Source organism: Dactylosporangium sp. NPDC049140 (assembly GCF_040648435.1).
In genome coordinates, this window is record NZ_JBEZDS010000002.1 from 181,462 (window position 1) to 198,740 (window position 17,279).

At 73.3% G+C, this 17,279-nt stretch carries 18 protein-coding genes; 8 read left to right on the forward strand and 10 right to left on the reverse strand.

Annotation, left to right across the window (positions count from 1 at the left end):
- Nucleotides 1-269 precede the first annotated feature (269 nt).
- Complete coding sequence (locus AB0B76_RS04500) at nt 270-1,043, reverse strand: enoyl-CoA hydratase-related protein (RefSeq protein ID WP_360369226.1); 774 nt, start codon at nt 1,041-1,043, stop codon at nt 270-272.
- A 63-nt stretch (nt 1,044-1,106) separates the two neighbouring features.
- Between AB0B76_RS04500 and AB0B76_RS04505 the strand changes: the two genes are divergently transcribed.
- The 4 genes from AB0B76_RS04505 to AB0B76_RS04520 are packed head-to-tail and all read left to right on the forward strand — an operon-like array spanning nt 1,107 to nt 6,910.
- Nucleotides 1,107-1,577 carry a DUF6232 family protein gene (locus tag AB0B76_RS04505; RefSeq protein WP_360369229.1) on the forward strand — a complete coding sequence of 157 codons (471 nt, stop codon included), beginning with the start codon at nt 1,107-1,109 and terminating at the stop codon, nt 1,575-1,577.
- Between the two features lie 10 nt (nt 1,578-1,587).
- Nucleotides 1,588-3,420, forward strand: coding sequence for an Hsp70 family protein (locus tag AB0B76_RS04510; RefSeq protein ID WP_360369232.1), 1,833 nt, complete (start codon nt 1,588-1,590; stop codon nt 3,418-3,420).
- Between the two features lie 21 nt (nt 3,421-3,441).
- Entirely contained in the window at nt 3,442-5,262 is a 1,821-nt protein-coding gene (locus AB0B76_RS04515) for an Hsp70 family protein (RefSeq protein ID WP_360369235.1), read from the forward strand.
- A gap of 25 nt (nt 5,263-5,287) precedes the next feature.
- Entirely contained in the window at nt 5,288-6,910 is a 1,623-nt protein-coding gene (locus AB0B76_RS04520; RefSeq protein WP_360369238.1) for an acetolactate synthase, read from the forward strand.
- Between the two features lie 4 nt (nt 6,911-6,914).
- Here the strand turns inward: AB0B76_RS04520 and AB0B76_RS04525 are convergent, their stop codons facing one another.
- Genes AB0B76_RS04525 through AB0B76_RS04535 form a run of 3 tightly spaced genes read right to left on the reverse strand, consistent with a single transcriptional unit; the run spans nt 6,915 to nt 10,681 of the window.
- Nucleotides 6,915-7,595 (reverse strand): phosphonatase-like hydrolase, encoded by a 681-nt coding sequence (locus tag AB0B76_RS04525; protein WP_360369241.1) that lies wholly within the window; start codon nt 7,593-7,595, stop codon nt 6,915-6,917.
- Nucleotides 7,596-7,646: 51 nt separating this feature from the next.
- Nucleotides 7,647-9,164 (reverse strand): phospholipase D family protein, encoded by a 1,518-nt coding sequence (locus AB0B76_RS04530; protein ID WP_360369244.1) that lies wholly within the window; start codon nt 9,162-9,164, stop codon nt 7,647-7,649.
- Nucleotides 9,161-10,681, reverse strand: coding sequence for a phosphatase PAP2 family protein (locus tag AB0B76_RS04535; protein WP_360369247.1), 1,521 nt, complete (start codon nt 10,679-10,681; stop codon nt 9,161-9,163). The genes AB0B76_RS04530 and AB0B76_RS04535 overlap by 4 nt, the downstream gene beginning before the upstream one ends.
- Before the next feature lie 36 nt (nt 10,682-10,717).
- Here AB0B76_RS04535 and AB0B76_RS04540 point away from each other — a divergent pair, with 36 nt between their 5' ends.
- Both AB0B76_RS04540 and AB0B76_RS04545 read left to right on the forward strand, forming a co-directional pair.
- On the forward strand, nt 10,718-11,500 hold the full coding sequence (locus AB0B76_RS04540; protein ID WP_360369250.1) for a DUF1206 domain-containing protein: 783 nt from the start codon (nt 10,718-10,720) through the stop codon (nt 11,498-11,500).
- Nucleotides 11,497-12,381, forward strand: coding sequence for a diacylglycerol kinase family protein (locus AB0B76_RS04545; protein WP_360369253.1), 885 nt, complete (start codon nt 11,497-11,499; stop codon nt 12,379-12,381). The genes AB0B76_RS04540 and AB0B76_RS04545 overlap by 4 nt, the downstream gene beginning before the upstream one ends.
- Before the next feature lie 22 nt (nt 12,382-12,403).
- On the opposite strand, the gene AB0B76_RS04550 is transcribed toward AB0B76_RS04545, so the two are convergent.
- The 4 genes from AB0B76_RS04550 to AB0B76_RS04565 are packed head-to-tail and all read right to left on the reverse strand — an operon-like array spanning nt 12,404 to nt 13,660.
- The gene (locus AB0B76_RS04550; protein WP_360369256.1) at nt 12,404-12,763 is read right to left on the reverse strand and encodes a PLD nuclease N-terminal domain-containing protein; all 360 of its coding nucleotides are present in this window, start codon (nt 12,761-12,763) and stop codon (nt 12,404-12,406) included.
- 27 nt (nt 12,764-12,790) lie between these two features.
- A complete protein-coding gene (locus AB0B76_RS04555) occupies nt 12,791-13,078 on the reverse strand; it encodes a DUF202 domain-containing protein (protein WP_360369259.1) in 288 nt (95 codons plus the stop codon).
- Nucleotides 13,075-13,440 carry a DUF202 domain-containing protein gene (locus tag AB0B76_RS04560; RefSeq protein ID WP_360370196.1) on the reverse strand — a complete coding sequence of 122 codons (366 nt, stop codon included), beginning with the start codon at nt 13,438-13,440 and terminating at the stop codon, nt 13,075-13,077. The genes AB0B76_RS04555 and AB0B76_RS04560 overlap by 4 nt, the downstream gene beginning before the upstream one ends.
- 28 nt (nt 13,441-13,468) lie before the next feature.
- Nucleotides 13,469-13,660 (reverse strand): hypothetical protein, encoded by a 192-nt coding sequence (locus tag AB0B76_RS04565; protein ID WP_360369262.1) that lies wholly within the window; start codon nt 13,658-13,660, stop codon nt 13,469-13,471.
- Between the two features lie 180 nt (nt 13,661-13,840).
- On the opposite strand from AB0B76_RS04565, the gene AB0B76_RS04570 reads away from it, so the two are divergent.
- Together AB0B76_RS04570 and AB0B76_RS04575 are read left to right on the forward strand one after the other, a co-directional pair.
- The gene (locus tag AB0B76_RS04570) at nt 13,841-14,620 is read left to right on the forward strand and encodes an electron transfer flavoprotein subunit beta/FixA family protein (RefSeq protein WP_360369265.1); all 780 of its coding nucleotides are present in this window, start codon (nt 13,841-13,843) and stop codon (nt 14,618-14,620) included.
- A gap of 13 nt (nt 14,621-14,633) precedes the next feature.
- Nucleotides 14,634-15,593, forward strand: a complete 960-nt coding sequence (locus tag AB0B76_RS04575) for an electron transfer flavoprotein subunit alpha/FixB family protein (protein ID WP_360369268.1) — start codon at nt 14,634-14,636, stop codon at nt 15,591-15,593.
- 88 nt (nt 15,594-15,681) lie between these two features.
- On the opposite strand, the gene AB0B76_RS04580 is transcribed toward AB0B76_RS04575, so the two are convergent.
- Complete coding sequence (locus AB0B76_RS04580) at nt 15,682-16,692, reverse strand: anti-sigma factor (RefSeq protein WP_360369271.1); 1,011 nt, start codon at nt 16,690-16,692, stop codon at nt 15,682-15,684.
- Entirely contained in the window at nt 16,646-17,233 is a 588-nt protein-coding gene (locus AB0B76_RS04585) for a sigma-70 family RNA polymerase sigma factor (protein ID WP_360370199.1), read from the reverse strand. Before AB0B76_RS04585 ends, AB0B76_RS04580 begins: the two co-directional genes overlap by 47 nt.
- Nucleotides 17,234-17,279: the final 46 nt, after the last annotated feature.

Sequence of the window (17,279 nt, forward strand, 5' to 3'; positions counted from 1 at the left end):
CGCTCGGCGCCGGTGCTCGATAAGTCGGGCGCTCCGCGCAAGTGCTCGACAAGTCGGGCGCTCGGCGCCGGTGCTCGATAAGTCGGGCGCTCCGCGCAAGTGCTCGACAAGTCGGGCGCTCGGCGCCGGTGCTCGATAAGTCGGGCGCTCCGCGCCGCGACTTATCGGATTTATCGCCCGACGGGCCATTCGCGCCGTTCGACCGTTCAGGTGCGCGCCGCGGGGCCGGCCGGGCGGGGCGCCCGACCGGTCCCGGGTGTCGAGGGGCGTCAGCGGCCCTTGAAGGAGGGCTTGCGCTTCTCCACGAACGCGGTCATCCCCTCGGCCTTGTCGTCCGTCGCGAACAGGGCCGCGAACAGCTGGCTCTCCCAGGCCAGGCCCGACGCGAGATCCATCTCCAGGCCGCCGTCCACCGCCTGCTTCGCGGCGCGCAGGGCCAGGGCCGGGCCGTTCACGTATGGGCGGACGAGGTCCAGGGCGGCCTCGTAGACGTCGGCCGCGGGTACCACCCGATCCACCAGACCCATGGCCAGCGCCTCGGCGGCGGGGACGAAGCGGCCCGACATGATGAGGTCCTTCGCGCGGGCGGGGCCGACGAGGCGGGCGAGGCGCTGGGTGCCGCCCGCGCCCGGGATGATGCCCAGAGTGATCTCCGGCTGGCCGAGCTTGGCGTCCTCGGCGGCCACGCGCCAGTCGGCGGTCAGGGCCAGCTCGCAGCCGCCGCCGAGGGCCCAGCCGGTGATGGCGGCGACCACGGGCTTGGGGATGCGGGCGACGGCGTCGAAGGCGGAGCTCAGCGCGCCCGCGCGGGCGGTCATCTCGGGGTAGCCCATGCCGGCCATCTCCTTGATGTCGGCGCCCGCCGCGAAGACCTTCTCGCCGCCGTAGAGAACCACCGCGCGCACGTCGTCGCGCGCGGTCGCCTCGCGGGCGGCCTCGCGCAGCTGCTCCTGCACGGCGATGTTCAGCGCGTTCATCGGCGGACGATCGAGCCGTACGGTGCCGATTCCGTCCGAAACCTCCAGCCGGACAAAGGAAGTCACGTCTGTCTCCTCAACGTCGTTGTCGTTGCCCGGAGCGTATTCCGCTGTACCGTCAGAGGTGCCATGGCCACCACGTACTACCGGGACAACGTGGTGCACATCAGCTCCGGCGGTGTGCGCGTCGCTGAATCCTGGTATCCCCTCGAAACCCTCACCTACATCTGGCACGAGCGCACGGGACGGCTGCGGCACGGGGCGTACATGATCGGCACCCGCGGCGGGGCCGTGCTCCTCGTCATCGGCCTGCTCGCCGCGGCCGGGTTCGCGGCGCGCCGGATCGACTTCGGCGGGGAGCGGCGCACGATGTACATCGCGGGCGGCATCCTCGCCGTGATCTTCATCGGCGGCGTCGTCGCGTTCTGCCTGGAGGGGCTGCTCGACCTGCTCGACCGCGCCCACGACCACGGCAAGGGCGTCCACGAGATCTGGGTGCGCACCACCAACGGCGACTCGATGATCTATTCGACGACCGATGCGCCCAAGTTCGGCCAGATCTACCGAGCGCTACAGCGGGCGGTCGAGCAGGCCGCTTAGACTGCGCGGCATGGTGGCCCTGGGTGTGGACTTCGGCACGTCGCACACGGTGGCCGTGGCCCGCTGGCCCGACGGCCGCGCCCGGCCGCTGCTGTTCGACGGCTCGCCGCTGCTGCCCTCGGCCGTGACGCTCGAGGAGCAGGGGCTGGTGGTGGGCCGCGACGCGGTGCACGCCGCCCGCCGCGCTCCCGAGCGGTTCGAGCCCAACCCGAAGCGCCGCATCGACGACGGGTCGGTGCTGCTGGGGGAGCGGCCCGTCGCCGTGCCCGAGCTGGTCACCGCGGTGTTCCGGCGGGTCCTGGCCGAGTTCACCCGCACCGCCGGCGGCCCGCCCGACGCGGTCACCGTCACCCACCCGGCCGGCTGGGCGACGACGCGGCGGGCCACGCTGCAGGAGGCGGTGCGCCGGGCCGGGCTGCCCGGGGCCGCGCTGGTGCCCGAGCCGGTCGCCGCGGCCACGTACTTCGTGAGCGTCCTGCGCCACATGGTGCCCGTGGGATCGGGCGTCGTCGTCTACGACCTCGGCGCCGGCACGTTCGACGGCAGCGTGGTCGCCCGCACCGCGGCCGGCTTCGACGTGCGCTCCGTCGGCGGCCGCGACGACCTGGGCGGCCTCGACTTCGACGAGCTCGTGGTCGGGCTCGTGAGCCGCGCCCTGCCCGCGGAGGACTGGGCGCGGGTGAGCGCCGACCCGCGGGCGACCCGGCGGCTGCGCGACGAGGCGCGGGAGGCCAAGGAGCGGCTGTCCCGGGCGGCGTCGGCGACGGTCATGGTGCCGGTGCTCGACGTGGACGTACCGGTGACGCGGGAGGAGTTCGACAACGCCGCCCGGCCGCTGGTCGAGCGCTCGGTCGCGTCGCTCGCCGAGACCCTGCGCCTGTCGCGGCTCACGCCGGACCGGGTCGCGGGGGTGTTCCTCGTCGGCGGGGCGAGCCAGATGCCGCTGGTCGCCACCGCGCTGCACCGCGAGTTCGGGCGCCCGCCGATCACCATCGAGCAGCCGGAGATGGTGGTCGCCGAGGGCGCCGTGCTGGTCGGCCGGGCCGTGCGGACGACGAAGAGCGGCCGGGTCGTGCCCGAGCCGCGGACCGCGGCGCTGCCGGCGGGCACCGGGGGCGTCCCGGCCGCCGCGCCGTCCGTGTCCGCGCCGCCGGTCTCGCCCGCGACCGCGCCGAACCACCCGATCAGCCCGATGCCGATCAGCTCCACCCCGACCAGTCCGACCCCGACCAGTCCGACCCCGACCAGTCCCACGCCGGTCAGCCCGATGCCCGTCGTTCCCATGCGGCCGCCGATGTACCCGGTGGCGCAGCGGCCGATGTACCTGCCGCCCCCGCCGCAGGTCGTGTACTACCCCGTGGCGCCGATTCCCGTGCCGTTCCGCAAGGGGCCGTGGTCGATCCGGTGGCCCGCGGCGTTCATGACGACGTACGGCATCCTGTTGTACTTCTTCACCGCTCTCCTGCTGCTCGCCGCCGGCCTGCCGCAGCTGCTCGACCAGCCGCCCGAGGGCTGGGACGAGGCCGGCATCGACCGGCTCACCACCGACGCCCTGGAGTGGGCCGGCATCTGCGCGGTCGCGGCCACGCTGCTCATCAACGGCGCCATGCGGGCGCGGCGGCCGGCGGCCGGGCACCACTGGTACCCCCTGGCGCTCTGCCTCATCGTGGCCGTCAGCAACGCGGCGCTCACCCGGCCCGGAGGCGGCTACTGGACCCTCGTGCCCGCGGTGGTGTTCGGCCTGTCCACGGCGATGATGCTGCTACCCGGCTCCCGGCGCTGGATGCGCCGCCCGCCACGGCCGCGTGCCCTGAAGCCGACCGACACCAAGGCCGGTTCGTAACCTCCGCCTAGACTTCGGGACATGCCTACGCCAGGGATCCGGCTCGGGGTCGACTTCGGCACCTCGAACACCGTCGCCGTCGTGCGATGGCCGGACGGGCGCTCCCGGCCCCTGATCTTCGACGGATCGCCGCTGCTGCCCTCGGCCGTCTACGCGGAGCCCGGCGGCGCGATCATCGTCGGCCGCGACGCCGTGCACAGCGCACGGCTCGAGCCGGCCCGCTTCGAGCCCAACCCGAAGCGGCGCATCGACGACGGCACGGTGCTCCTCGGCGACCGCGGGGTGCCGGTCAACGAGCTCGTCGCGGCGGTGCTGGGCCGGGTCCGTGACGAGTGGGCGCGCACGGTCGGCGACGCGGTGCCGGATGTGACGGTGACGGTACCGGCGTCATGGGGCGCGACCCGCCGTCTCTCGGTCGCCGACGCCGCCGCGGCCGCGGGGCTGGGCCGGGTGCGCCTCGTGCCCGAGCCGGTCGCGGCCGCCGCCTACTTCACCCAGGTCCTCGGCCACGACGTGAAGGTCGGCTCGGTCGTGGTGGTGTACGACTTCGGCGCGGGCACGTTCGACGCGAGCGTGGTCGCGCGCACCGCCGACGGCTTCGAGGTGCTCGCCGTCGACGGCCGCGACGACATCGGCGGCATCGACGTGGACAACGCGGTCGTCGGGCACATCGGCACCATCTGCGAGCCGCGCGCGCCGCAGGAGTGGGCGCGGCTGATGAGCCCGCAGACCGTCGAGGACCGCCGCCACCGCCGCCTGCTGTGGGACGACGCGCGGGTGGCCAAGGAGCGGCTGTCCCGCCAGCCGGCGTCCGACCTGACGATCCCGCTGCTCAACTTCGACGTACACCTGACGCGGGAGGAGCTCGAACACCTCGCGCGGCCGATGATCGAGCAGACCGTGCGGGTGACGCAGGGCGTGATGCGCTGGGCCCAGCTCGGCGAGGGCGCGGTCGCGGGCGTCTTCCTGGTCGGCGGCTCGAGCCGGATGCCGCTCGTGGCGACCATGCTGCACCGCCTGCTGGGCACCGCGCCGACCGCCATCGAGCAGCCGGAGCTGGTCGTTGCCGAGGGCAGCATGCTGGGCGGCTCGAAGTCCACCCAGCCGACCGCACAGCCCGCCCCGGGCCCCGCGACGGGCGTGCTGCCGCAGGTCGAGGGCTTCCCGTGGGAACGGCCGGAGCCGTCCTCGGCGCCGCCGGTCGTGTCCGCGCCGCCGGTCTCGGCGCCGCCCGCCTTCTCGATGCCCCCGCCCAGCCGGTTCGGCGGCCCGGTGTCGGCGCCGCCCGCCGAGAACCCCGTCTGGTCCGGTCTGCCCCCCGCCGCCCCGGTTTCGGTGCCGCCGCTGGCCGCGCCGGTCTCCGCGCCGCGGCCGCCCGTGTCGGCACCGCGGCCGCCCATGTCCGCGCCGCCCGTGTCCGCGCCGCCCGTCTCGGCACCGCGGCCGCCGGTGTCCGCGCCGCCGGTGTCCGCACCACCCGTGTCCGCGCCGCCGGTCTCGGCGCCCCCGAACCGGCCGGTGAGCAGCGGCCGGGTCTACGGATCGGGCGGCGGCGTCCCGGAGCCCTCGACGCGCTACGACGAGTACGGCCGGCCGTTCAACAGCTCGCAGCCGCAGCCGCAGCCTCAGCCGCCGCAACAGCAGCAGCGCGTGCCGGAGTACGCCAAGGTGTACGACGGCTCGCGCCCGCGCCGCGGCCCCGCCGCCCGCGCGTTGCGGACCCTGGTCGTGCTCCTGCTGCTCGTCGCGGTCCCGCTGGTGGCCGGGGTGATCTCGTACTACCTGACCACCGATCACCTGCCCCCGCTGCTGCAGGACTGGTTCGGGTCCAACCCCTCGTAGCGACAAACGTGAGTAGGATTCGCGCATGACGACGATCGACGGGCACGGCGGGGACCTCGCGCTGGCGGCGCTGCGCGGCTTCGGGGTCGCCGAGATGTTCACCCTCTCCGGCGGCCACGTCTTCCCGCTGTACGACGCGGCGAAGAAGGCCGGCGTGCGCATCGTCGACGTGCGCCACGAGCAGTCCGCGGTCTTCGCGGCCGAGGCGGTCGCGAAGCTGCAGCGGCGGCCGGGCCTGGCCGTGCTCACCGCCGGCCCCGGCGTCACCAACGGCGTCTCCGGCCTGACCAGCGCCATGTTCAACGGCGCGCCGGTGGTCGTGCTCGGCGGCCGGGCGCCGCAGTTCCGCTGGGGCTCCGGCAGCCTGCAGGAGATGGACCACCTGCCGATCGTGCGGGCCGTCACCAAGCACGCGGAGACGATCTTCTCCACCGACGAGGTCTACGCGCGGATGCGTGCGGCCGCGCTCACCGCGCTGACCCCGCACCGGGGGCCGGTCTTCGTCGACCTGCCGCTGGAGGTGGTCTTCTCCACCGCGGAGGGCGTCGCGACGGAGGATGCCTCGGCGGTACCGGCAATTGAGCCCGATCCCGACGAGGTCCACCGCGCCGTGAGCCTGCTCGCCGCGGCCGAGCGCCCCGTCATCGTCGCCGGATCGGACGTCTGGGCCGGCGACGCCACCGCGGCGCTGCGCGAGGCCGCGGAGGCGCTGCGGATTCCGGTCTTCGCCAACGGCATGGGCCGCGGCTCCCTGCCGCCCGGGCACCCCCTGGCGTTCGCGCGGGCGCGCAAGCCCGCGTTCGGCGGGGCGGACGTCGTCGCCGTCATCGGCACCCCGCTGGACTTCCGGCTGAACTTCGGCGACTTCGGCGGGGCCCAGGTCGTGCACGTCACCGACGCGTCCGCGCAGCGCGCCGGGCACGTCACGCCGGCCGCCGCCCCGGCCGGGGACCTGCGCCTGGTGCTGTCGGCCTTCGCGGCGTACCACGGCCTCGTGGCCGACCACGAGGAGTGGATCGCGACGCTGCGCGCCGCGGAGAACAAGGCGCGCGGGCGCGAGACGGAGGCGCTGGAGGCCGACACCGACCCGATCAAGCCCAGCCGCGTCTACGGCGAGCTGCGCAAGGTGCTGGCCGAGGACGCGGTGACGATCGGCGACGGCGGGGACTTCGTCTCGTACGCCGGCAAGTACCTCGAGCCCGCCCGGCCCGGCACGTGGCTCGACCCGGGCCCGTACGGCTGCCTCGGCACCGGCATGGGCTACGCGATGGGGGCGCGGGTGACGTACCCCGACCGCCAGATCTGCGTGCTCATGGGCGACGGCGCGGCCGGCTTCTCGCTGATGGACGTCGAGTCGCTCGTTCGCCAGAACCTGCCGGTCGTGATCGTGGTCGGCAACAACGGCATCTGGGGGCTGGAGAAGCACCCGATGCGCCAGATCTACGGGTACGACCTCGCCGCCGACCTGCAGCCGGGGCTGCGCTACGACGACGTGGTGAAGGCGCTCGGGGGCGCCGGGGAGACGGTCGAGAAGCCCGGGGATCTCGCCGGGGCGCTCGGACGCGCGTTCTCCGCCGGGGTGCCCTATCTCGTGAATGTCCTGACGGACCCCGAGGACGCCTACCCGCGTTCGTCGAACCTGGCCTGAGCTCCTACTCGAGCCCGAGCAGGCGGGGCAGGGAGCCGATCGAGCCGATCACCTCGTGCGCGCCGGCGGCCTGCAGCGCCTGCCGGTCGCCGGCGCCGGTGAGCACGCCCACGAGCAGGCCCGCGCCCGCGCGCTGGCCGGCGATGAGGTCCAGCGGCGTGTCGCCGACGACGACCATGCGCCGCACGTCCTCGACGCCGAGCTTGAGCGCCGAGACGAGCATGAAGTCGGGGAAGGGGCGGCCGCGGCCGGCGTCGGCGGGGGAGAGCACCAGGTCGACCTGGCCCCACCAGCCGAGCGCGTCGATGATCGCCTCCTGCGTGGCCCGGGCGAAGCCGGTGGTGAGCGCCACCTTGATGCCGTTCGCGCGCAGCGTCTTGATCGCCTCGATGGCGCCCGGGATCGGCAGGACGGCGCCCTCGTCGACGAGCAGCCCGTACGCCTCCTCGAACGTCTCGTTGGCGGCCTGGGCCCGCTCCTCGTCGCCGTCGAGCAGGAGCCGGAACACCTCGATGCGGCTCTGCCCCATCGTCTTGCGAACAACGGCGAGCATGCGCTCGTGTTGCGGGGTGCCCGGCGCCACGCCCTCCCCGGCGAACGCCACTGTGAAGGCCTGCTCGACCAGCCCGTCATCACGCACCGTAGTGCCTGCCATGTCGATGCAGGCGAGTTGCCACGCGGTCATCACGCGATAGGAGCACGGCCAGGAGACCGGAGAGTGAACGGCGCAAAACCGTCAGAAGGCACCCGTCCGCCGCAGTGCGCGCGGCCGCCCGTCGGGGTCGTGGACGAAGCGGTAGAGGACCCCGGACCACTGGCGGGTCCACCAGGTCAGGTGCGGTGCGTCGTAGCGCAGCACGCGCCCGGGCGGCTGCGGCCCCGCCTTGCCGCCGGTGTGCCACCGCTCCAGCTCCGCGGCCGAGCGCTCGAACGCGGCGACGAACGTTTCATGATGATCGTCGTCGATGTCGATTCCGAGGTGCTCGTGGGCGAGGCGCCGGCGCAGTGACCGAGCGTACCGGCCGGTAGGGTCGGCGACCGCGCAGGTCAGCTCCGAGTCGTGGGTCCACGAGCGCAGCGATACGTTGTCGGACCCGACGGTCGCCCAGGCGTCGTCGACCACGCACACCTTGGCGTGCACGTAGATCGGGGTGCCGTGGGCGTTCTCGGGGCTGAACACGTGCACGCGGTCGCCGCCGGCCTCGTCGAGCATGGCGAGGGCGCGCTCGCGACCGTACAGCTGCGGGGTCATGGCGATCTTCCCGGGCGCATCCGGATGGCGGGGCACCACGGCCACGAGGTGCAGCCCGGGCGTCTCGCGCAGCGCCTCGGCGAAGCACTCGGCGACCTGGGGCGACCACAGGTACTGGTCCTCGATGTAGATCAGGCGCCGCGCCCGCGCGACGGCCTTGCGGTAGCCGCGGGCCACGCTGCGCTCGCCGTCGGGGGCGAACGGGTAGGCCCCGAAGCGCCGGTGCGGGTACGTCCGCAGCAGCTGCACCGGCAGCTCCCCGGCCGGCGGCGGGTCCGGCAGCTGCTCGGGCAGGGGATCGGCGTGCGTGTCCTCGCGGTACACCATGTCGTGCAGGCGGAAGAACGGGTTGCGCGACAGCGGCGTCGGGTCGTTCCAGCGCTCCCGGAACGTCGCCTCGACCTGCCCCACGGCCGGGCCGCGCAGCTCGACCTGCGCGTCGTGCCAGGGCGGCCGGGGGCCGAAGGCGGGCGCCATGGGGATCGCCTGCGGGTCGCCCTCGTGCTCGCCGGAGTCGCCCCGGCCGTGGCAGAGGTCGATCCCGCCGACGAACGCGACGTCCCGCTCGGGCCGGCCCGGGTGGCGCAGCACCACGAACTTCTGGTGGTGCGAGCCGCCCGAGCGCACCCGCATGTCGCGCAGGCACTCGCCGCCGGCCGCCTCGATCTCCTCGCCGAGGTGCTGGTTCTCCTCCTCGTTGAACTGCAGCCGGTCGAAGTGCGAGCGCCACACCAGGCCCTTGACGACGACGCCGCGCGCGGCCGCCTCGCACAGGACCCGGGAGACCTCGGTGCCGTCGCCGTCGAGGCGTTGGTCGGGGTCGCCGCGCCAGTCGGTGAACATGATCAGGTCGCCGGCGCGGGTGCCGCGGATGGCCGGCAGCAGCGCCCCGTAGTACTCGTGGCCGTCGATGAGCGGCCGGACCGAGTTGCCCTCGGTCCACGGGGCCAGCTTCGAGTGCGGGTTGCCGCGCTCCTCCTCGTTCAGGAACCACTCGTTCATGCGACGTCCGCTCCGCTCCGGCCGCCTGAACGCGGCCCTGTGCTGCCGGTGGCCGGCCCCTCCACCCCGCTCCGGACCGCCCACGCCGCCTTGAGCTGTGTCCGCTCCGGCGCCGGGGCCGGCTGCTCCACCAGGTCGTGGTTGGGCCGCAGCAGCCACCACGCGGCGAGCACCCACAGGCCCGCGAGGACGCAGCTGCCGAGGATGTCGGTGGGGTGGTGCATGCCGCGGTACATCCGCGACACCGCCACCCACAGCGGCATGAGCACCGCGGCCGCCGGGAGCAGCCAGCGCCACCACGCGCGGGTGCGCGGCATCACGAGCACCGCCGCGGTCGCCCAGATGCAGATCGTCGCCGCGACGTGGCCGGACGGGTAGCTCGATGTGGGCATCGGCCCGTCCATGTTCTCCACGTCGGGACGCGCCCGCCCGACGATCGCGGCCGAGCCCAGGAACAGGCTGAGCTCGCCGAACATCACCGTCACCAGGAACACCACGGGCCGCCAGCGGCGCACCACGGCGAGCGCGAGGGCGCCGATCACCAGGCCGATGGCGAGGATGGCGTGGGTGTTGCCGACCTCGCTGCCGATGATCGTGATGCGGCCGAGCACGTCCGCGCGGTGGGCGGCGAACCAGTGCGGGATCGTGCTGTCGCCGAGCACGTTGCCGTTGCCGTGGCGGTAGTGGGCGAGCGGGAGGCCGAGCAGGATCAGTGCCCCGAACGTCAGCACCCACGCCACGCCGAGCCCGGCGAGCACCCAGCCGCGCCCGTGCCCGTCCCGCTCCGGCTCGCGCGGGTGCGGCTCGGCTGGGACGAGGTCGTCGGCGGCCTCGGGCTCGAGGCCCTCGGAGAGCGGGGCGGTGACGTTCTGGCCGTGTTCGTACCGCCAGAGCTCGAACGCGGCCGCGCAGAGCCCGACCCAGGCCACGCCGAGGGACCAGCCGCCGATCACGTCGGAGAGGAAGTGCACGCCGAGCGCGAGGCGGCTGAAGCCGATCAGGGCCACGACCGCGCCGACGGCGATGAGCACCGGGCGGCGCCACCGGGGCGGGAGCGCGGGCAGGAACACCAGCAGCAGGGCGGCGTAGCAGATGAAGGAGTTCAGCGAGTGGCCGCTCGGGAAGCTGTTGCCGCCCCCGTGCGCGACGGGCTGCTCGACCACGGGCCGCAGGCGGCCGACGGCGAGCTTGAGCACCGGGTCGAGGACGAGGCCCCCGAGCGCGGCGGCCAGCAGGAAGCCGGTCAGGCGGAACCGGCGGCGCACCAGCAGTACCGTGGAAGCAATCACCACCAGCCAGGAGAGCACGCCGAAACTGCCCAGCCGGCTGATCCCGCCCATCAGGCTCACCAGGAACCCGCTGGGCGCGACCAGGCCGTTGAGCCAGTTCGCGACGCCGCGGTCTACGGACTCCAGCGGCAGCCACCGCACCCGCACCGCGATCACGAGCACGCTGAACAGCAGCGCGCCCGCGCCGAAGCCGATCATCCGTACGAGTGCCGCCTTGTCACGTCTCACGTTTGCCACCATGCCCAAACTGGGGATTGGCAGAACATGACGAACAACGATCTCCTGAAGTACCTGACGAGGGTCGGGTTCATCGGCTACGGCCTGCTGCACCTTGCCCTCGCCTGGGTCGCCGCGCAGATCGCGTTCGGTCAGGGCGGCGAGGAGGGCGACCAGTCCGGCGCCTTCCAGAAGCTCGCCCACCAGCCCTTCGGCGAGCTGCTGCTGTGGTTCGTGATCGTCTGCCTCGTGGCGCTCGCGGTGTGGCAGGTCGTCCTGGCGATCTGGGGCCACCGCGACTCGCACGGCAAGGAGCGCGTCTTCGAGCGCGTCTCCTCCGGCGCCCGGGTGGTCGTCTACGCCGTCCTCGCGTGGACGGCGGGCAAGGTCGTGCTCGGCGCGCCCTCCTCGAGCGCCAACCAGCAGCAGCAGGCCACCGCCGGGATCATGGCCAAGCCCGCCGGGGCGTGGCTGGTCGGGCTGGTCGGCCTCGCCGTGCTCGCGTTCGGCCTCGGGATGCTCTGGTACGGCCTGAAGAAGAAGTTCGCCAAGAAGCTCAGCTACGCCGGGCCCCACGGGCACCAGGCGGCCGTCCGCGCGGGGCAGATCGGCTACGCGGCGAAAGGTGTGGCGTTCGGCATCGTGGGGTACCTACTGATCGACGCGGCCGTCACCAACGACCCGGGCAAGTCGCGCGGGCTGGATGCCGCGCTGCACACGCTGGCCGGGCAGCCGTACGGCAAGTTCCTGCTGCTGGCGGTGGCCCTCGGGGTGGCCGCGTTCGGCGTCTACTGCTTCTTCCAGGCCAAGTACCGCAAGGTCGGATCGTGAGCGTTCGTTCCGCGGTGGTCATCAACCCGTCGAAGGTCCTCGACCTCGGCGAGCGGCGGCGGGAGCTGTGCGGGGCGCTGGCCGACGCCGGCTGGCCCGAGCCGCTGTGGCTGGAGACGACGCCCGAGGACCCGGGCTGCGGCATGGCCCGCGAGGCCGCGGCGGCCGGGGTCGAGGTGGTGCTCGTCTGCGGCGGCGACGGTACCGTCATGGCGGTCGCCGGCGAGCTCGCCGGCACCGATGTGGCGATCGCGCTCGTGCCCTCCGGCACCGGGAACCTGCTCGCCACCAACCTGGGCGTCCCGCACGACGTCGCCGAGGCGGTCGCCGTCGCCATCACCGGCCGGCGGCGGCGCATCGACGTGGGCGAGGTCGAGGGCGCCGGCGTGTTCACGGTGATGGCCGGGATGGGCTTCGACGCGGCGATGGTCGGCGACACGCCCGACTCGGCGAAGGCGCGCTTCGGCTGGGCGGCGTACGTCGCGACCGGGCTGCGCAATCTCACCCGGCGCCGCGCGTCCGTGCGCATCCGTCTCGACGGCGGGCGCTGGCTGCGCCGGCGGGTCAGCAGCGTGCTGGTGGCCAACGTGGGGCGGCTGCAGGGCGGACTTCCGCTGCTGCCCGACGCGGAGCCGGACGACGGCTACCTGGACGTCGCGGTCCTCACCCCGAACCACGTGGGCGACTGGGTCCGGCTGGCGGGCGGGGTCCTGCTGCGCCGCGGCGCGGCGACGCACGGCCTGGAGACGTTCCGGGCCCGGTCGGTCGAGGTGCACGCGGCGCGGGACGAGCCACGCGAGCTCGACGGGGACGTGGTCGCGCCGGGGCGCCGGCTGGCCGCGCGCATCCGGCCCGGCGCGCTGGTCGTCTGCGTGCCGTGAGCGTGCGCGCCGCCGCTAGCGGTTAGGCGCCCGGATTGTCGTCTTCGTGACGTTTCAGGTCTTCTTCCCACCGGCGCAACAACTCCGCGTCCTTGCGGGACTGCGTCGTGTCGATGCCGCGCAGGAAGTCGGGGTCGTCGTCGGGAGCGGTCGCCCGTTTGCGGGAGCGGCCGCCGGCGACCACGCCCGCGCGTTGCTCGAGCGATACCGGGCGACCGGCGAAGAACCAGGCTATGGGGCCGATGACCGGCACGAGCAGGATCACGAGAACCCACACGGGCCGGGGCAGCCCGCGGATGTCCCCGCGCTCCGCGGAGAGGCAGTCGATCAGCGCGTACAGCGTCACGACCAGCACGATCAGGAAGGGCAATGCACGTCCCATGGCGCCATCATGACTCAGTGAAGGGGCTCATGACATCAGCAACAGGGTGCCCATCGCGCAGTACAGCAGGATGAGCGTGACGAGCGCGGGCAGTTCCCGCCCGATCGGGGTGACCACCGATCTGATCCGGCGCCGCACGAGCCCGGCCGCGGCCGCCCAGACGAGTCCGACGGCGGCGATCGTCCATGCGGCGCGTCCGGGCGTCAGGTGTACCGCGGCCAGCCGGGCCAGCAGCAGCGCGACCGCCGTCAGCGAGACCAGCGTCCGCCGCCACGAGAGCTGGGTGCGCTCGATCTGCAGGCCCGGGACCGTCATAGCAGCGTGGCGACCAGCAGCGTGACCGCGCCCGCGGTGATCACGAGGGCCAGGATCGCGGGGAAGTGCGAGGGCGGCAGCGCCTCACCCTTGCGCATCGCCTTCTCGCTGCGGGCCCAGTGATCCACCGCCCGCAGCGCGACCAGCGCCCCGAGCGCGAGCAGGGCCACCGCGATGACGATGCGCAGCCGGTGCTCGGGCAGGAACTGGGCGACCGCGAGCCCGCCGCCGATCAGGGCCAGGGCGGTGCGCAGCCACGCCAGGAAGGTGCGCTCGTTGGCCAGCGAGAAGCGGTAGTCGGGCGCGCTGCCGACCGAGCGGACCTCGTCCGGGTCGAACCAGAGACGGACCGTCGACCATATGGACATGCCCACAAGGTACGACCTGCGCTCAGCCGGCCCCGTTGAGGTGCCAGAGCTCGCGGATCGCGTCCGGCACGCAGGCTTCCCGCAGGCGGCCGCACGTGCAGAGATGGTCGTCCGGGGCCTCGCGGCGGTGGTGTGTGACCAATTCCGCAGCGTGCTGGGCGACCGACGCCGACAGCGGACGCTGCACCTCGAAGATGCCGGTATTCCTCGACATTTCACCCACCCCTTCACCCGGAGTGCGCCCGGTTCGTGATGCTTTTCACCGCCACCGTGAACCTACTGACAAGTAACATTCGGGAGGCCAGCCTGTTACCGCTCCGCGTGAGCCGTAACGTGGGGCGCAAGTCGCCAGCGACGGCGCGGTGACTGTCAAGCAGGAGGACCTCGGACCACGATGAAGATCGTCGTACTCGTCAAGCAGGTGCCGGACTCCGGTGCGGATCGCAACCTGCGCAGTGACGACAACACTGTCGACCGCGCGTCGGCCAACAATGTGATCAACGAGATGGACGAGTACGCCATCGAGGAGGCGCTGCGCCTCAAGGAGGCGCACGGCGGCGAGGTCGTCGTCCTGACCGTCGGCCCGGAGCGCGCCACGGAGTCCATCCGCAAGGCGCTGTCCATGGGCCCGGACTCGGCCGTCCACGTCGTCGACGACGCGCTGCACGGCTCGTGCGCCGTCACCACCTCGAAGGTGCTCGCCGCGGCCGTCGGCCAGCAGCGCGCCGACCTGGTCATCTGTGGCGCCGAGTCGACCGACGGCCGCGTGCAGGTCCTGCCGCACATGATCGCCGAGCGCCTGGGCATCGCCGCGCTGACGGGCGCGCGCAAGGTCACCGTCGAGGGCTCCCAGCTGACCGTCGAGCGGCAGACCGACGAGGGCTACGAGGTCGTCACCGCCGCGACCCCCGCGATCATCAGCGTCTGGGACACGATCAACGACCCGCGGTACCCCTCCTTCAAGGGCATCATGGCCGCCAAGAAGAAGCCGCTGCAGACCCTGTCGCTGGCCGACCTGGGCATCGAGGCCGGCGAGGTCGGCTTCGACGGCGCCACGAGCGCGGTCGTCGAGCACAGCAAGCGCCCGCCGCGGCAGGCCGGCAACAAGGTCGACGCGGGCGACGACGGTGGCGTGAAGCTCGTCGAGTACCTCGCCTCCGAGAAGTTCGTGTAAGGGAGACATCACCATGGCTGAAGTTCTGGTCGTTGTAGAGGCCTCCTCGCAGGGCGGCATCAAGAAGGTCACGCTGGAGATGCTGACCCTGGCCCGCACGCTGGGCGGCGACGTCGCGGCGGTCGTGTTCGGGGACGCCTCTTCCCTGACGGACAAGCTGGGCGAATACGGCGCCACGAAGATCTACACCGCCGCGGGCGCGGACCTCGACGAGTACCTCGTCGCGCCGAAGGCCACGGTCCTCGCCGCGCTGATCCAGCGCGTCTCGCCGGCGGCGGTCCTGCTCGCCTCCTCGCAGGAGGGCAAGGAGATCGCGGCCCGCGTCGCGGTCAAGCTCGACAACGGCGTGCTTACCGACGTGGTCGCGCTGGAGGCCGACGGTACCGCCACGCAGGTCGTCTTCGCCGGCTCGACGATCGTGAAGTCCAAGGTCACCAAGGGCCTGCCGATCGTCACGGTGCGCCCCAACTCCCTCACGCCCGCCCCCGCCTCCGCGCCTGCGACCCCGTCGGCCGAGGCCGTGGAGGTCGTCGTCGAGGACCGCGACAAGCTCGCGAAGGTCGTGGAGCGCAAGGTCGAGTCCAAGGGCGCCCGCCCCGAGCTCGCCGAGGCCTCGATCGTCGTCTCCGGCGGCCGCGGCGTGGCCAGCGCAGACAACTTCAAGCTGGTCGAGGAGCTGGCCGACCTGCTCGGCGGCGCGGTGGGCGCGTCGCGCGCGGCGGTCGACTCCGGCTTCTACCCGCACCAGTTCCAGGTGGGCCAGACCGGCAAGACGGTCTCGCCGCAGCTGTACGTGGCCCTGGGCATCTCGGGCGCCATCCAGCACCGCGCGGGCATGCAGACGTCGAAGACGATCGTCGCGGTCAACAAGGACGCCGAGGCGCCGATCTTCGAGCTGGCCGACTTCGGCGTGGTGGGCGACCTGTTCAAGGTCGTGCCGCAGGCGGCGGAGGAGATTCGCAAGCGTAAGTAGCTTTTGTCGTACTGCGGCAGCTTTTCTTGCAGCGCCCGTCGCCTTCTCGGCGGCGGGCGCTGCTTCGTCTTTACCGCAGCGTTCCCCTTTATCGCAGCGTTCCCCGCAGCATGCTCTGCCCCGAGTGGGCCGCGTTGCCGTCGTGGGGTTCGACCGAGATGTCGATGATGTTGTACCGCGACAGGTCCAGCGACGCCGGCACCGTCAGCGACGGCTCCTTGCCCAGCACGCCGAGCGCCTCCATGCGCACGGTCGGGTCGTCCCGGTCGAGCAGCCACGCCTCGTAGTCGGCGTCGCGCGGGACCGGCATGCCCTCGGCGTGCACGACGAGGCGGCGCTCGCCGTCGACCAGACGCAGGCAGGCGTAGCCGCCGGCGCCCTGAGGTGCGCCGGGGAGCGCCTGGAGCGGGACGCGCGCGTCCTGGGCCCGGCACCCGGCGACGTCATCGCCGCGACGCAGCCACAGGGCGGTGCCGCCGGCCGCGACGAGCGCACCGACGACGGCGGCGGTCGCGGCGACAGCGATGGTGTTGCGCCAGCGCCTCCGAGCCTTCATCGGCCGGGCGCTGGTTCTGTGGGCCGTCCGCGGGCCGTGCTCTTCGCCCGGTCCGTGCTCTTCGCCCGGTCCGTGCTCTTCGCCCGGTCCGTGCTCTTCGCCCGGTTCGCGTTCTTCGCTCGCGCCGTCTTCTTCTCCCGGGTTGGGCTCTTCCTTCGCGCCGTGCTCTCCGCTTGCGTCGTGCGCTTCCCTCGGACCGTGCTCGTTGTTCGCGTCCGCGCGCGCCGGGACGAACCCATTGCCCTCGGCCGGGTCGGGTACGGACCGGGTCGGAGGCGGATCGGTGTGCAGGCTCACGGCGGGCGGGGGCACCGCCCGCCCGGACGCGGCAAGCTCCGCGCGGATGCGCTGCCACACGTGCTCGGGCGGGGGCGGCAGCGCACGCAGCCGGGAGGTCTGCCGCCCCAGCCCGGCGACGTTGCGCAACGAGTCCATGTCCGCGCGGCACTGCTCACAGGCGTCAAGGTGGCCGGTCTCGTGCTGGTCGAGAGTCTCCTCACCGAGCGCCAGGAGTACCAGCCGCTCGGGCTCCAAATGCGGCACCGTCCACCTCCCATCGGCTGCGTAGGCGGGCCATTCCGCGCCGCAGGTGGCTCTTCACGGTGCCGAGGGGCAGTCCGGTGAGCGCGGCGATCTGAGGATGGGTCAGGTCGTCGTAGAACGCCAACTCGAGCACGCGCCGCTGCTCGCCCGGGAGCCGCGCCATCTCGTCGGCGAGCACGAGCCGGTCCACGATGCGCTCGGGCGGCGCGTCCCCGGCCCCGTCGCGCGCGCCCCCGGCCAGCCGCCTGACCTCCTCGGCGATGCGCCCGTCCCGCGCGGACGCGCGGATCTGGTCGACGACCTTCCGCCGGGCGATGCCGAGCAGCCAGCCGAGCATCGAGCCCCGCTCGGGGTCGAACCCCTCGCGCCCGAGCCAGGCCGCCACGAACACCGCCTGCGTGACGTCCTCGGCGTCGGTGACACTGCCGACACTGCGCACCGCGAGGTGAAAGACGGCCGGCCCGAACCGCTCGTACGCCGCCCGCAATGCCCGCTCGTCCCCGGCCCGGAACCGCTCGACGAACCCGTCGTCGCCGCCCACTGCCCCGTCGCGGTCCCCGAACGCTCTACCGCGCCCAGGCCGGCCC

Bases quoted from the DNA above. Each gene is read 5' to 3' on its own strand.
- AB0B76_RS04510 (WP_360369232.1), top strand. From the start codon at position 1,588: ATGGTGGCCCTGGGTGTGGACTTCGGCACGTCGCACACGGTGGCCGTG.
- AB0B76_RS04555 (WP_360369259.1), bottom strand. From the start codon at position 13,078: ATGACGGTCCCGGGCCTGCAGATCGAGCGCACCCAGCTCTCGTGGCGG.
- AB0B76_RS04520 (WP_360369238.1), top strand. From the start codon at position 5,288: ATGACGACGATCGACGGGCACGGCGGGGACCTCGCGCTGGCGGCGCTG.
- AB0B76_RS04525 (WP_360369241.1), bottom strand. From the start codon at position 7,595: ATGACCGCGTGGCAACTCGCCTGCATCGACATGGCAGGCACTACGGTG.
- AB0B76_RS04530 (WP_360369244.1), bottom strand. From the start codon at position 9,164: ATGAACGAGTGGTTCCTGAACGAGGAGGAGCGCGGCAACCCGCACTCG.
- AB0B76_RS04505 (WP_360369229.1), top strand. From the start codon at position 1,107: ATGGCCACCACGTACTACCGGGACAACGTGGTGCACATCAGCTCCGGC.
- AB0B76_RS04570 (WP_360369265.1), top strand. From the start codon at position 13,841: ATGAAGATCGTCGTACTCGTCAAGCAGGTGCCGGACTCCGGTGCGGAT.
- AB0B76_RS04540 (WP_360369250.1), top strand. From the start codon at position 10,718: ATGACGAACAACGATCTCCTGAAGTACCTGACGAGGGTCGGGTTCATC.
- AB0B76_RS04575 (WP_360369268.1), top strand. From the start codon at position 14,634: ATGGCTGAAGTTCTGGTCGTTGTAGAGGCCTCCTCGCAGGGCGGCATC.
- AB0B76_RS04550 (WP_360369256.1), bottom strand. From the start codon at position 12,763: ATGGGACGTGCATTGCCCTTCCTGATCGTGCTGGTCGTGACGCTGTAC.
- AB0B76_RS04515 (WP_360369235.1), top strand. From the start codon at position 3,442: ATGCCTACGCCAGGGATCCGGCTCGGGGTCGACTTCGGCACCTCGAAC.
- AB0B76_RS04565 (WP_360369262.1), bottom strand. From the start codon at position 13,660: ATGTCGAGGAATACCGGCATCTTCGAGGTGCAGCGTCCGCTGTCGGCG.